Origin of the sequence: Streptomyces sp. NPDC056061, from assembly GCF_042266885.1 — a bacterium.
Lineage (GTDB): Bacteria > Actinomycetota > Actinomycetes > Streptomycetales > Streptomycetaceae > Streptomyces.
On the sequence record NZ_JBHJWQ010000005.1, the window covers coordinates 218,902 to 232,737 of the forward strand.

The window sequence follows — 13,836 nt, forward strand, 5'->3', positions numbered from 1 at the left end:
GGATGCCATCGACGGGGCCGTGTCGGGGGATCGCGGTCCGGACCACCGCTCCCGGCACGGCCCGGAGCACGGTCGGCCCGACTGCGGCGCGGGGCGTGGCCGGGGAACATGCCCCGGATCGCCGGTCGGAATCGGCAGGGGAGGCGGGCGTCGGACATGGGCCGTCGGCGCCCCGTCGACGGCCCGGGACGGGCCGCACGGTCAGTTCCCGATGGTGATCCGGAAGACGGGGTGGTCCGGGCAGGCGGCCAGGAGTTCGGCGTCCGTGGACTTCGCGGTGACGCCCCGGAAGTACTGGTCGACCTGCCAGCCCCACCGCTCCAGGTAGGCGCGGATGATCGACGCCTTCTGCGCGTCGTCCGCGATCTCCACGGCCGCGAAGGCGCGGACCTTGCGGCCCACCCGCAGTTCGCCGCCACCGGCGGCCCGCATGTTCCGCACCCACTGCGAGTGGCCCCGTGCGGAGACCAGGTACTGCTCACCTCCATGCGTGTGGGGGTTCACGGGGATGCGCTGCATCTGCCCGCTCCTGCGGCCCCGCACCGACAGTTCGGCGGAGCCGCCGAGGCTGACACCGCGTCGGGCGAGCCAGCCGACGAGGCCGTTCAGCCGGACGTTGAGCGGGCTGACCTGAAGGTAGTACGGCTGAGACATGGTGACTCCTGCTGAGAAATGAGAGCGGTGCTCTCGCTTGAGATCACTGTGCACGATATCGGCGCTCAAAAGCAAGAGCGCTGCTCTCGAAAGTGGTCGCTGCTCTTTATGTGTGGCAGGCTGGGGCCATGAGCACAGTCCGGGGAGTCAGGGAACGGGCCCGCATCGAGGTCACCGCCGCCATCAAGGACGAGGCGAGGAAACAGCTTGCGGCCGAGGGCGCCGCGAAGCTCTCGCTGCGTGCCGTCGCCAGGGAGCTCGGCATGGCGTCCTCCGCTCTCTACCGCTACTTCCCGAGCCGCGACGAACTGCTCACCGCCCTGATCGTCGATGCGTACGACGCCATCGGGGAGAGCGCGGAGGCCGCTCACCGGGCCGCCCGGGCCGAGGCTGCCCCCCACCTCGCACGCTGGACCGCCGTGGCCCGCGCCGTACGCGCGTGGGCGCTGACCCATCCCCACGAGTACGCCCTGATCTACGGCTCCCCGGTGCCCGGTTACACCGCGCCGCAGAAGACGACGGGCCCGGCGGCCCGGGTCGGCTTCGTCCTCATCTCCGTCGTCGATGACGCCTACCGGGAGGACGGCCTCGCCGTGCCGTCGCTCTCCCGTGAGCTGCGTGCCGAGTCCGAGCGGATGGCCGCCGAGTTCGCCCCCGGTCTTCCGCCCGGCGCCGCGGTCCCGTTGATCGCCGCGTGGTCGCAGTTGTTCGGTTTGATCTCCTTCGAGGTCTTCGGCCAGTTCAACCGGGTGGTGGAGGCGAGAGACCAGTTCTTCCTGGCGGCCGTCACGGATCTGGCCCGCGGGGTGGGCCTGCTCGGCCCGCGGGATGTCGACCGAGCGCGGTTCCCGGGGCAGTCCCCGGGGGCGAGCCGGTCCTCGACCGGCTGAGCTCCGGCCCGCCGTCGCTCCGCCCGACGACGAGGGGCCCGCAACCGGCAACGGGCCCCGGCCGGAGACCGGAGGCGGACCGTGGCGCCCGACGGCACGAGCGGGGCCGGGTCGCGGACCCGGAGCTGATTCCCCGGCCGCGAGCGGCCGTGGCGGCCGTGGTGCGCGGCGTCGGCCGTCCCGGCCGGGGCGCTGTGAGCCCGGCGGAGTACGACGGGAGTTTGAGTGGTCCGGTCGAGTGAAGCCGACGTCCCGCCCGCCGTCAGGGCCAGGTGACCGCGGAGCTCTCGCGCCAGATCCGGGCCGGCTCCGGATTCCCCGTCAGGTCGAGGGCCGAGAGCGGCAACCGGTTCCAGAGCGTCAGGTAGAGCTCCCCGGCCGTCCCGCTCAGCTCGCAGTCGGCCGGGTCCGCCGCGGCCGAGGTGCCGTCGCGAACCGTCCGCGGCGGTTCGGACGACAGGCGCACCGTCCAGCCGACGTCGGTGTCCGTGGCGCGCAACCGCAGGGAGAGCGGCGTCGTCGAGCGCACTCTGCTCCGCGCGGTGCCGTGGAATCCGCGCAGCAGTTCGTCGATGCCGTCCACCGCGCGGTCGGTGGGCACCTGTGACAGCCGCCCGCCGCGCGCCGACTCCGCGTCCACCCGGTGGATCGTGGTCTCGTGCGCCTGCCGACGGGCCCAGAAGGCCAGGGGAGACGGCGCGGGCATGAAGGTCCAGCACTCCAGGCCGGTCGGAGCGGCCCGCAGCGTCTCGACCAGGTGTCCGTGGCCCTCGCGGAACCAGTCGAGCAACTCCGGCCCGTCCAGGCCGGGTTCGCCGCCGGCCGGACGGTACGCGGTGTGGCCCTCGGTGACCAGGGCGGTCGCCCAGCGATGGACCATTCCGATGTGCCGGAGCAGATCGCGCACCCGCCATCCGGGGCACGTCGGCACCGGCGCCGCGGTTCCCGCCCCGTGCGCGGCGGTTGCCAGCAGGTGCCCCTCGGTAGCCAGGGCCGCGATGTGGTTCGTGGGCTCCATGGGGCGATTGTCCCAGCGGTTCCGCATCCTGCCGGGCGGTTCGGGCCGTTCCGGCAGTTCGGGGCGGTCCGGGTGTCCCCGACGTCTCACGACCGCGCGGCGTCGCGCGCCCCGTACCCGAGTGCGGCGGCGGCCGCGGCCAGCAGGGCCACCGTGGTGAGAGCGGCGGGGAGGGAGAACCAGTCGGCGAGGAAGCCGATCGTGGGCGGTCCGAGCAGCATCCCGCCGTAACCGAGTGTCGAGGCGGCGGCCACTCCGCCGGGGCCGGCGAGCTCCCCGGCCCGGCCCACCGCCACGGGAAAGATGTTGGCCAGGCCGAGGCCCGTGACGGCGAACCCGACAAGTGCCGCCCAGGGGGCGGGGGCGAGGGCGCCGAGCAGCATCCCGGCCGTGGCCGTCGCGCCGCCCAGGACGAGGGTGCGGGTCTGGCCGAGCCGCTCCAGCAGCGCCGTGCCGCTCAGCCGACCGGCCGTCATGGCCAGGGCGAACAGGGAGTATCCGGCGGCTGCGACGCCCGGGTGGGCGTGCAGGTCCTGTTCCAGATGGAGTGCGCCCCAGTCCGCCAGCGCACCCTCGCCGTACGCGGTGCAGAGCGCGATCACCCCGAACAGCAGCACCGCCCCACGGGTGCGGGCGGCGGGGCGCCGCGGTGCCCCGCCGCCGTCGGCTGCGGCGACGGACCGCGGTGCCGGCCGACGCACCAGGACGGGACCGGCCGCCGCGGTGACCAGGAGCCCGATCCCGGTGAGGGCGAAGAGGTGAACGGCGGGGGAGAGGCCGCCCGCGACGAGCCCGCCGAGCCCGGCGCCCACCATTGCGCCGAGGCTGAACGCCGCGTGGAATCCGGGCATCACGGGGCGCCGCAGGGCGGCGACGAGATCGACCGCCGCGCTGTTCATCGCCACGTTCATCCCGCCGTACGCGGCACCGAAGACCAGCAGCACCAGGCCGAGCGTGAGCGCCGAATGCGTTTGCGCGGGCAGGGCGATGCTCACGGAGAGGAGCGCCGCGCAGGCCACCGTCACGGGATGGCTGCCGAAACGGCGGCACAGCCGGCCGGTGAGCATCATCGTCACCACGGCCCCGACGGACACGCCCAGCAGCGCGAGCCCCAGGGTGGCGGCCGACGCACCGGTCTGGTGCTTGATGGCCGGGATGCGGACGACCCAGCCGGCGAAGAGGAATCCGTCGAGGGCGAAGAACACGGTCAGCGCGGTACGGAGGCGGTCCGACGCGGGCGGGGCGGTGTTTTTGCCCGGCATCCCCGGCAGAGCCGTCCGTAGTTTGTTTAGTTGCGGCACAAACTCAGCATAGGAGTGCCGGGACGACGCGTGCAAGCCGGTCGTGTCCCGTGGACGCACCAGGAACGTGTGTGTGCCACCGGGGCGTCGGGGACCTCGCGGATCGTGGGAGACTCGCCCCCATGAACGGCAAGGTGACCACTGCCCGGACGAAGTTGGAGAGGGGCCGCAGCGCGCTCGGACCCGCGCTGGAACTGATTCACACCGGACGTGCGCCCACCCGCGCCGTCCTCACCTCCGAGCTCGGGGTCACCCGGGCGACGGCCGGTGCGGTCGCCTCGGAACTGGAGGCGCTCGGGCTGATCCGGGTCGACTCCCGGCCGGGCTCCGCCGCCGGTTCCCAGGGCCGCCCCTCGCACCGGCTGGCCGTCCGGGAGTCCGGTCCGGTCGCCGTCGCCGCCCAGGTGCACGCGGACGGATTCCGGGCTGCTCTCGTCGGGCTCGGCGGGCGGATCGTCGCCACCGCCCCCGGCTGCGTCACCGTCACGGCGGACCCGGCGCAGGTCATCGGCGAGGTGGTCGACGACTGTGCCCGCCTGTTGCGGGACGGCGGCCTGCGCTGCGTCGGTGCGGGGCTCGCGGTGCCGTCCGCGGTCGCCGAACCCGAGGGCACCGCACTCAATCCGCTGCACATCGCCTGGCCGGCGGGCGCCCCGGTGCGCGAGATCTTCGCCGCCCGGATCCGTGCGGCAGGCATCCCCGGGCCGGCGTTCACCGGGAACGACGTCAACCTCGCCGCACTCGCCGAACACCGGCACGGTGCCGGGCGCGGGGCCCAGCATCTGCTCTGCGTGGCCACCGGCCACCGCGGCGTCGGCGGTGCCCTGGTCCTCGACGGCCGCCTGCACTCCGGGAGTTCGGGACTCGCGATGGAGGTCGGTCACCTCACGGTGAACCCGGACGGCCGTCCGTGCCACTGCGGCGGACGCGGCTGCCTGGACGTCGAGACCGATCCGCTGGCCTTCCTGATCGCGGCCCGCCGCGAACCCGGTCCGGAGGATTCCCTGCTCAAGCAGGCCGGTGATCTGCTGCGTACGGAGTACGACGACGCGGCGGTGCGCGGGGCCGCCGAGGAACTGATCGACCGGCTCGGTCTCGGACTCGCCGGGCTCGTCAACATCCTCAACCCGGACCGCATCATCCTCGGCGGGCTGCACCGTGCCCTGCTCGACGCGGACCCGGAGCGGCTGCGCGCGGTAGTGGCCGACCGCAGCCTGTGGGGACGCAGCGGCAGCGTGCCGATCCTGCCCTGCACGCTCGACTACAACAGCCTGGTGGGCGCGGCGGAGCTGGCCTGGCAGCCGGTGCTCGACGATCCGCTCACCGCGCTCGCCCGGAACTGATCGCCCCGGCACGGCACGCGCAGGAGGAAGCGGTCGTGGACGTGGCGGATTTCCGGCGCGGTGGCCCGGTTGCCCCCGCATCGTGCGCACGATGCCCGCCGCGGATTCGCGTCAGGTCGCCGTGCGGCGCCTCCGGCCCCCGGCTACCCGAGCACCACCGACCGGACGACGGAAGCGCCATGGCTCTCCGCGTGGAGGAAGGCGTCCGGCTCGAACGGTCCGTCCGTGGTCGCCCCGTACACCGGATGGGGCGGCAGCACGGAGCACCGCGGGGGCGCCGACAGGGTGAACCAGACGATCTTCCCGGCCCCGCCCCTGGGGCGGACCCCCCAGCTCTCGCTGACCGCGGCGATCAGGGCGAGCCCGCGCCCCGACGTGCTGGAGGCACCGGCCTCGCGCACCGTGGGCAGCCGCGGGTCGTGGTCGTGAACGGACACCGTCAGTCGTTCGAGCAGCAACTCGACCTCGACGGTGCACGATTTGTCCGGCTGGGCGTGCCGGTGGACATTGGTCAGCAGTTCGGTGACGCCGAGCGCCGCGTGGTCGATCAAGGGATCGAGATGCCAGTAGCGCAACTGCGCCGAAATGATTCTGCGGACCTGACCGATCCGCGACGGCAGGGCCTGGAGCTCCACCGTGCAGTGCCTGCTTGGCTCGCTGATCACGGCTGCGACTCCCCGAAATAGGTCCGGAAGAAGACGGAGGAACGAATCCAGCAGACGGCCGACTGCTGATTCCTGCCCGGCGGCGAGGCCACAGCGTCACCGCCGGTAAACCATGAGTGACACTGTGACCAATGTCGCCCAGGGGTCATGCCTCCGCAACTCGCGCCGTCCGGCGGCGCCGCTCCCTCAGATCATCCGGCCGCCCGCGCTGTGCAGCGTTTCGAGGAACCTGCGGGCGGGGCCGGTCCGGTCGGGGCCGCGGTCGCGCTGCCCCATCGTCAGCCGGTAGCGCGTCCCGTTGAGCCGCGCCACGGTCGCGCCGGCACCGGCGAACCACGGCCTGCCCGCGCTCACCGCCCCCACCGGCGCGCTGTCGATCTCCCGTCCGTAGCTGGTCAGCAGCGCCAGCCTGCCGTCCTTGACGACCACCTGTCCCGCCCTGGTGAGCGACCGGGCCCACCGCTCGATCCGCACGCCCGTCGCACTGAACTCCGATTCCTGCACGGCTGTCTCGCCCCCTTCGCAACGCTTCTGATGGGCAGTCTGCACAAGTGCGGAGCGACGCGCCAGGTCGCGTTCCGGCGCACAGGCGCGCCCGTGCCGCGCGCAACGCCAAGCCAGTGCTATGGAAGGGCAAAGGAAACGTTTGTGCAGGTGGGGGGAATATCGTGGCGCGGGAAGTCCGGACACACGAGGAGGAGCGCACCGATGGGCACGGTTCAGCAAGGACACGACGGCCCGGTCGCGACGACCGTCGACGCCGACCGTTCCGACCCCGAGTACCGGGCCTGGCTCAAGGAGGCCGTGCGCAAGGTCCAGGCCGACGCCAACCGCTCCGCCGACACCCATCTGCTGCGCTTCCCGCTGCCCGAGGCGTGGGGAATCGACCTCTACCTCAAGGACGAGTCGACGCATCCCACCGGCAGCCTCAAGCACCGGCTGGCCCGCTCGCTCTTCCTCTACGGGCTCTGCAACGGCTGGGTCAGGCCGGGCAAGCCCGTGATCGAGGCGTCCAGCGGCTCCACGGCTGTTTCCGAGGCGTACTTCGCCAAGCTGATCGGCGTGCCGTTCATCGCGGTGATGCCCCGCACCACCAGCCCGGAGAAGTGCCGACTCATCGAATTCCACGGTGGCCGCTGCCACTTCGTCGACGATTCCCGCAGGATGTACGAGGAGTCCGCCAGGCTCGCCGCCGAGACCGGCGGCCACTACATGGATCAGTTCACCTACGCCGAACGGGCGACCGACTGGCGCGGCAACAACAACATCGCCGAGTCGATCTACCAGCAGCTCCGGCTGGAGCGCTACCCGGAGCCGACGTGGATCGTCGCCACCGCCGGAACGGGCGGCACCTCGGCGACCATCGCGCGCTATGTGCACTACATGCAGTTCGACACCCTGATCTGCGTGCCCGACCCGGAGAACTCCTGCTTCTTCGACGGCTGGACCCGGAACGACCCGCTGGCCACCAGCGACTGCGGCTCCCGGATCGAGGGCATCGGCAGACCCCGGATGGAGCCGAGCTTCGTGCCCGGGGCGATCGACCGGATGATGAAGGTTCCGGACGCGGCCAGCGTCGCCGCCGTGCGCGCCCTGGACCGGGCCATCGGCCGCAAGGCGGGCGGTTCCACCGGCACCGGGCTGTGGAGCGCCTTCAAACTGGTCGCCGAGATGGTCGCGGAGGGCGTCACCGGCAGTGTCGTCACCCTGATCTGCGACCCGGGCGACCGCTACCTCGACAAGTACTACTCCGACAGCTGGCTCGCCGGACAGGGGCTGGACATCACCCCGTACACGCGGACCATCGACACCTTCCTGAGCAGCGGCGAATGGCCCGCGTGACCGGGAGTCGACGGGCTGCTCCGGGCGCGACACGGTGACCGGGGCCCGCGGCCGTGCTCAGGCCGCGGGCCCGCGCAGCCGTTCGTCGAGCCGACGCGCCGCGTCCCGGAAGGCCCGGCCCATCCCGGGGCGGCCCAGCCGCAGCGCGAACCGGAACGGGCCCGAGCCGTCGACGGCGAAGGTCCAGCGCAACCGCGTCCCGTTCCCGGCCGGGGTGAGCAGCCACTCCTCCACCAGGGCCCGGAGGCCCGGGGTGTTGGCCTCGTCGACCCGATAGGCGTACCGCTCGGAGGGCTGTGCCGCGAGGATCGTCTCGCGCAGTACCGCGCCGCCCCTGAGCCGGATCTCGCGGCCCGTGCCCTGCCCGAGGGGCCGGGCCGCCGTCACCGCGGTGAACCAGCGGGGCCAGCCCGACACGTCGTCGGCGAGCGCGTGATAGATGTCCTCGGGGGACGCGGACAGCTCGGCGGCGTACACCAGGCGCAGGGGAGCGGACTCGACGAAGTCGATTCCGACGGGACGGAGCGGGCGTGACACGGGTGCACCTCCGTGCGGTCGAGGGCGTACAGAACGGCGCACACCCTAACTGGCGCTCCGTCAGATGTCTTCGCCCGCAGGGAGATCAGGCTGCGGGACGGAGCGGGCGGCGGCCGTGATGTTGCGTGCCATGCCGCCGAACACCACCGAGTGGAACGGCCACACGCTCCACCAGTAGGCGTGACCGAGCAGCCCGCGCGGATGGAACAGCGCGCGCTGACGATAGACCGTCCGGCCCTGGTCGTCACGGCCCGTCGAGAGTTCGAGCCAGGCAAGTCCGGGCAGCCTCATCTCCGCCCGCAGCCGCAGCAACTCACCCGGAATGATCTCCTCCACACGCCAGAAGTCCAGCGAGTCGCCCACCCGCAGCCGTTGCCGGTCCCGACGCCCGCGCCGCAGCCCGACACCGCCGACGATCCGGTCGAGCCAGCCGCGCACGGCCCAGGCGAGCGGGAAGGAGTACCAGCCGTTCTCGCCGCCGATGCCCTCGATCACCCGCCAGAGCGCGTCCGGCGCCACCGGTACCACCAGTTCCCGTTCGTCACGGTAGAGCGTGCCGCCCGACCAGTCGGGGTCGGTGGGCAGCGGATCGCTGGGCGCCCCGGGGACCGAGGCGGAGGACCAGCGGGTGTCGACCCGGGCGTCCCGGATGCGCTGGAGCGCCAGCCGCACCGCCCGGTCGAAGCCGGTGGGGCCGCCGGGCGGATCGGGTACGTACCGGGCGATGTCGTGCTCACGGCAGACCACCTCGTGCCGCAGCGACTCGGCCAGCGGGCGGGCGATCGCGTGCGGCACGGGCGTCACCAGACCGATCCACAGGCCGGACAGTCCGGGAGTCAGTACCGGAACGGGCAGGATCACCCGGTGCGGCAGTCCGGCCACCTCGGTGTACCGCCGCATCATGTCCCGGTACGTCATGACGTCCGGGCCCCCGATGTCGAACGTGCGGTTCACCTCGGCGGGCAGGCCGGCGCAGCCGACGAGATACCGCACCACGTCCCGCACCGCGATCGGCTGGATCGATGTACGGACCCAGCTCGGTGTGAGCATCACCGGCAGCCGCTCCGTGAGATGGCGCAGGATCTCGAACGAGGCCGAGCCCGAACCGATCACGACCGCCGCGCGCAGGACTGCCGTCGGCACCCCGGAACCGAGGAGCACACGGCCCACCTCGGCCCGCGACCGCAGGTGCGGCGACAACTCCCGTTCGGGCACCCCGGCCGGGATCAGCCCGCCGAGATAGACGATCCGCCCGACCCCGGCCTCCCGGGCCCGCTCACCGAAGATCCGCGCCGCCTCGCGGTCCGTCTCCTCGAACCCCGGTCCGGAGCCGAGCGCGTGCACCAGGTAGTACGCGACATCCACGCCCCGCATGGCCTCCCGCACCGAAGCGGCGTCGCGGACATCGCCCGCCACCACCTCGACCCGGCCCGCCCACGGGTGATCCCGCAGCTTGCCAGGGGTCCGCGCCAGCGCGCGCACCCGGTGCCCGGCATCGAGCAGCGCGGGCACCAGCCTGCCGCCGATGTACCCGGTGGCGCCGGTCACCAGACACCGCAGTCCCGCCTCGCCCGAGGGTTCGCTCATCTGCCCGAGTCTTCCACCGGACCGTGGCGTGCGGCCCGGCGAGGGGCTCCGAACGGCCGCACCGTCCCTTCATGGTCCGGACCGCTCCGGACGGCCCAGCAGATCGTCGAGGACCCGGCCGAACACCCGGCGGCCCGCCGCGGCGATCAGCGGATCGGTCCACCCGGGCAGCCCCCGTACCCGCAACTCCTCCACCCACACCACACGGGAACCGGACTCCGCCGGACGCACGTCGATCGAGGCCCGGCCCCGCACCGGCGAGCCACGCTTCTCCAGCAGGCAGAGCCCCGCGCGCCCGGCGACGGGCGGCGCCCACCGCACCACTTCCATCGGATCGTCGAAACCCAGCGGCCCCACCCCGGTCCGCGCCACGAACACGGTCCCCGCCCCGGTCGCCACCCCCGGCACCACGGTGATCCGGGTCAGCGGTACCCGCTCGGCGTGCCGCTCCCAGTCCGTCACCCGACGCCAGCACTCGGCAGGCGGCAGCGACGTGGAGCGTTCGATCCGGAAGAAGGCCATCCCCCGATCCTTCCGCATCCGCCGGGCGCCGGGCGCGAAGCCTCGCGCCCGGGTTCCGCCCTCAGCTGTCGTCGGCCGCGCTCCGGCCCGCCACCAGCAGGCCCGGAAGATGCTCCTCGATCTCCTCGCGATCGGCCGACGACAGCCCCGCGTCCGTCACGAAGGTGTCCACCTGCTCCAGCCCGGCGAACGAACTCAGCCCCACCGTGCCCCACTTGGTGTGGTCCGCGACCACCACCACCCGCCGCGCCGATCGGACGAAACGCCGGTTGGTCTCGGCCTCCGCCAGATTCGGCGTCGAGAGCCCCGCCTCCACCGAGATCCCGTGCACCCCGAGGAACAGCACATCGAAGTGGAGCGAGTCGATCGCCCGATCGGCCACCGGTCCCACCAACGAGTCGGAAGGGGTGCGCATCCCGCCCGTGAGCACCACCGTCGCGGACCCGGAGCGCGTGCCGCCCGCGGTGCCCGCGCGCTGCGCGGAGTGGAACACGTCGGAGACCCGCACCGAATTGGTCACCACCGTCAGATCCGGTACGTCCAGCAGTCGTTGGGCGAGCGCGTACGTCGTCGTGCCGCCGGACAGGGCGATGGCACTGCCGGGCACCGCCATCGCCGCGGCCGCCCGCGCGATGTCCTCCTTGGCGGTCAGCTCCAGCGCCGACTTGGCCTCGAAGCCTGGTTCGTGCGTGCTCGCCTCGACCACCGGAACGGCACCGCCGTGCACCTTCTCGATCACGCCCTGACGGGCCAGCGCGTCCAGGTCGCGGCGCACGGTCATGTCGGAGACGTTCAGCGTGCGGGTCAGTTCATTGACCCGCACCCCGCCCCGCCTGCGCACCTCGTCGAGGATCAGGGCACGTCGCTGCTCCGCGAGCAGGTTCTGATGGTCGCTCAACGCCCCGGTGCTCCTTCCCGCCGGTCGCCTGTGCCGGAACGGGATCATCCTGCCACGCGGTGTCGCCGCCCCCCGCAGTGGGGAGATTCCGTGAGGGCGGCGCGGACCGTATCGCTCCGCCACAATCCTGGTGACGTTCCATCAGTATTTTTCCCCCACACGAATGAGAGTGAGTCACCCCAGTGCCACCTGCCACCCAGGCCCCACCACCCCCGGGGCCCGCGCTGGAGTTGCTGGTCCACGGCGTGGGCGGCGCCACCCCCCAGGAGATGCTCGAAGACCCGCGCGTGGTCCGGATCACCGGCGACACCACCGCGGCCATCTACCGACGCCCCGCGGACACGGACGCCGAACAGCACCCCGAACGGTACCGCGACCGGCCCATCGAAGAGGCATACTGCTGGTCCAACCTCACCTCCGGCAACGGCTCTCGGGCCCTGTGGCTGCTGCTGCTCCCCTTCATGGTCGTCAACCTCGCCCACTGGATGCGCCCCACCGCCCGGGCCCGCACTCGCACGGTACGTCTGTACGGCGTCCTGGTCCGGCTCGTCGCGCTCAGCCTCACGGTCCTGCTGACGGCGTCGGTCTGCGAGGTCGCGCTCGACCTGACGGCCTGGCAGTGCGCGGGCGTGGCGGACTGCTCGGGCCGACGGTCCTGGCTCGGCTTCCTGTCCTCGGCGCAGGGCGGCTGGTGGTCGCAGCCGGGCCGCAGGCTGGCCGTCGCCGCGCTGGTGCCCACCGCCCTGGTGGGGCTGCTCTGGTTCCTGTCCAACCGGACGTGGAGCGCGTACGAGTCGCAGCGCCCGCTCACCGGCTCCGCACCGGACGAAGCCGATCCGGAGACCGGAGACGACCCGGGCGCCGCCGACGCGACCGCAAGCCGATCGGCCCTCGGCAGGCCGGGATTCTGGTACGGACGCCGGCTGGTCGCCCGATTGCGCGCCGCCCACACCGCGGCCGGATTCCTGACGGTCGCGGCGTCGGTCGCGGGAGCCGCGATCCGCCACGACCGCGCCGCCCCCGGTCCGGTGCCGGGTGTCCTCGGCGGGTTCATCGAGGTGGCGCTGGTCCTGGGCGCGCTCGTCGTGCTGTGGGTCGTCTGCCGACGGGGCCGCAGCGAGCGGCGCCTCGACAACCGACTCGACCGCGCCCTCATCACCTACCTGCCGGGTGCCGCCCTGACACTGCTCGTCCTCGCCGCGGTGTACGCCGCCTTGTCGCGTCCGGGCTGGGCGTCGGCGGGCGCCCTGCCGGGCCATGCGGCCTTCGGCATCGTCACGCTCGTCCAGGTACTGCTCGTCGTCCTCCTCGCCGCGGTGTCCCTCGGCCTGTACCGCCGCACTCCCGAGCCCCGCACGGTCCTGTACGGACTCGGCGGCCCGGTGGTGGCCATGCTCGCCTGCGCGCTCGGCGGCGTCATGACCGGCGGCGTCGCCCAGTGGGTCGCGGACTGGCTCGACGGCTCCGGCACCCCGGGCATGGCCGGTGCCCTCATCGAGGGCCCGCCGGTGCTGCTCAGCTGGCAGGCCGCGGTCATCCCGGTGCTGCTGGTGCTGCTGGTGATCCCGGGCATCCTGCTCCTCGTGCGCACCTGGCTCAAGGCCCGCGCCCTGGAACCGGAGGTGGACCGGGAGTACGGACCGAAGCAGCCCGATCCCGCCCGCACGCGGCAGATCGCCCGGATCCGCGCAACGGCGGCCCTCACCGACTCCGCGCCCTGGATCATCGGCCCGATCGCCGGTGCCGCGCTGCTGCTCGGCGCGGCTGCGGTCGGCGGTGCCTGGGCGAGCGGCAAGGTGCCCGGGGAGGCGATGAAGGGCAGCGGTCCGTTCGCCGAGGCCGTGGCCCGGGCCGCGCAGTCCACCGGTTCCTGGATGATCGGATTCGGCTTCATACTGTTCGTCACCTGGGGGAGGCGCGCCTACCGGGACGCCTCCGCACGGCGCACGATCGGCATCCTCTGGGACGTCGGCACGTTCTGGCCACGTGCCGCGCACCCCTTCGCACCGCCCTGCTACGCCGAGCGCGCCGTCCCCGACCTGGTGTCACGGATGTCCGGCTGGACCGGGCGCACCGGCGGCCGTCTCGTCATCTCCGGCCATTCCCAGGGCAGCGTCCTCGCCGCCTCCGCGGTGTGGCAGCTGCCCGCACGGACGCGAGGCCGTGTCGCCCTGCTCACCTACGGTTCGCCGATCGAGCGGTTGTACGGTCGCTGGTTCCCCGCCTACTTCGGTCCCGGACCGCTGCACGGTCTCCACCGCACCGTCCGCTGCTGGCGCAACCTCTGGCGGGCCACCGACCCGATCGGCGGCCGGGTCGGATTCGACGAGGTGCCGGGGGCCGCGGTGGACTGCGGGCCGCTCAAGGACCCCCTGGTCTACGGACGCACGCCCGAACATCCGCTGCCCGAACCCGTGCTGGGGCACTTCGACTACCAGGCCGATCCCGGCTTCGCCGAAGAACGAGCCGCGCTGCTGGACCGGCTCGGCCCGGTCCTGCCCCACCAGGCGGCGGCGGAGAAACCCGGGCCCGTGCCGTCCCGGAGCCCGTCGGGCGACCGCTGACCGAGCGGCCGCCCG

At 73.0% G+C, this 13,836-nt stretch carries 13 protein-coding genes; 4 read left to right on the forward strand and 9 right to left on the reverse strand.

Going from position 1 to position 13,836, the window contains the following annotated elements; all coding sequences use genetic code 11:
- Nucleotides 1–201 precede the first annotated feature (201 nt).
- Complete coding sequence (locus tag ACFC79_RS10920) at nt 202–654, reverse strand: nitroreductase family deazaflavin-dependent oxidoreductase (protein ID WP_376237969.1); 453 nt, start codon at nt 652–654, stop codon at nt 202–204.
- 128 nt (nt 655–782) lie between these two features.
- Between ACFC79_RS10920 and ACFC79_RS10925 the strand changes: the two genes are divergently transcribed.
- Entirely contained in the window at nt 783–1,544 is a 762-nt protein-coding gene (locus ACFC79_RS10925; RefSeq protein WP_376237971.1) for a TetR/AcrR family transcriptional regulator, read from the forward strand.
- Between the two features lie 262 nt (nt 1,545–1,806).
- Here ACFC79_RS10925 and ACFC79_RS10930 read toward each other — a convergent pair whose 3' ends face one another.
- Complete coding sequence (locus ACFC79_RS10930) at nt 1,807–2,562, reverse strand: maleylpyruvate isomerase family mycothiol-dependent enzyme (RefSeq protein ID WP_376237973.1); 756 nt, start codon at nt 2,560–2,562, stop codon at nt 1,807–1,809.
- Nucleotides 2,563–2,648: 86 nt separating this feature from the next.
- Nucleotides 2,649–3,863, reverse strand: a complete 1,215-nt coding sequence (locus ACFC79_RS10935) for an MFS transporter (protein ID WP_376237976.1) — start codon at nt 3,861–3,863, stop codon at nt 2,649–2,651.
- A gap of 122 nt (nt 3,864–3,985) precedes the next feature.
- Here ACFC79_RS10935 and ACFC79_RS10940 point away from each other — a divergent pair, with 122 nt between their 5' ends.
- Nucleotides 3,986–5,206 (forward strand): ROK family protein, encoded by a 1,221-nt coding sequence (locus ACFC79_RS10940; protein ID WP_376237979.1) that lies wholly within the window; start codon nt 3,986–3,988, stop codon nt 5,204–5,206.
- Between the two features lie 143 nt (nt 5,207–5,349).
- Here ACFC79_RS10940 and ACFC79_RS10945 read toward each other — a convergent pair whose 3' ends face one another.
- Entirely contained in the window at nt 5,350–5,871 is a 522-nt protein-coding gene (locus ACFC79_RS10945; protein ID WP_376237982.1) for an ATP-binding protein, read from the reverse strand.
- Between the two features lie 186 nt (nt 5,872–6,057).
- The gene (locus tag ACFC79_RS10950) at nt 6,058–6,375 is read right to left on the reverse strand and encodes a hypothetical protein (protein WP_376237984.1); all 318 of its coding nucleotides are present in this window, start codon (nt 6,373–6,375) and stop codon (nt 6,058–6,060) included.
- 204 nt (nt 6,376–6,579) lie between these two features.
- On the opposite strand from ACFC79_RS10950, the gene ACFC79_RS10955 reads away from it, so the two are divergent.
- Nucleotides 6,580–7,713 (forward strand): PLP-dependent cysteine synthase family protein, encoded by a 1,134-nt coding sequence (locus tag ACFC79_RS10955; protein WP_376237987.1) that lies wholly within the window; start codon nt 6,580–6,582, stop codon nt 7,711–7,713.
- A 57-nt stretch (nt 7,714–7,770) separates the two neighbouring features.
- Here ACFC79_RS10955 and ACFC79_RS10960 read toward each other — a convergent pair whose 3' ends face one another.
- The 4 genes from ACFC79_RS10960 to ACFC79_RS10975 all read right to left on the reverse strand — a co-directional run bounded on the left by ACFC79_RS10960 (nt 7,771) and on the right by ACFC79_RS10975 (nt 11,257).
- Complete coding sequence (locus ACFC79_RS10960) at nt 7,771–8,250, reverse strand: SRPBCC family protein (protein WP_376237990.1); 480 nt, start codon at nt 8,248–8,250, stop codon at nt 7,771–7,773.
- Nucleotides 8,251–8,310: 60 nt separating this feature from the next.
- Nucleotides 8,311–9,837, reverse strand: coding sequence for an SDR family oxidoreductase (locus tag ACFC79_RS10965; protein WP_376237992.1), 1,527 nt, complete (start codon nt 9,835–9,837; stop codon nt 8,311–8,313).
- Nucleotides 9,838–9,906: 69 nt separating this feature from the next.
- The gene (locus tag ACFC79_RS10970; protein WP_376237995.1) at nt 9,907–10,359 is read right to left on the reverse strand and encodes an SRPBCC family protein; all 453 of its coding nucleotides are present in this window, start codon (nt 10,357–10,359) and stop codon (nt 9,907–9,909) included.
- A 61-nt stretch (nt 10,360–10,420) separates the two neighbouring features.
- On the reverse strand, nt 10,421–11,257 hold the full coding sequence (locus ACFC79_RS10975; RefSeq protein ID WP_376237998.1) for a DeoR/GlpR family DNA-binding transcription regulator: 837 nt from the start codon (nt 11,255–11,257) through the stop codon (nt 10,421–10,423).
- 182 nt (nt 11,258–11,439) lie between these two features.
- On the opposite strand from ACFC79_RS10975, the gene ACFC79_RS10980 reads away from it, so the two are divergent.
- Nucleotides 11,440–13,821, forward strand: a complete 2,382-nt coding sequence (locus tag ACFC79_RS10980; protein ID WP_376238001.1) for a hypothetical protein — start codon at nt 11,440–11,442, stop codon at nt 13,819–13,821.
- The last annotated feature ends 15 nt before the right edge of the window (nt 13,822–13,836 follow it).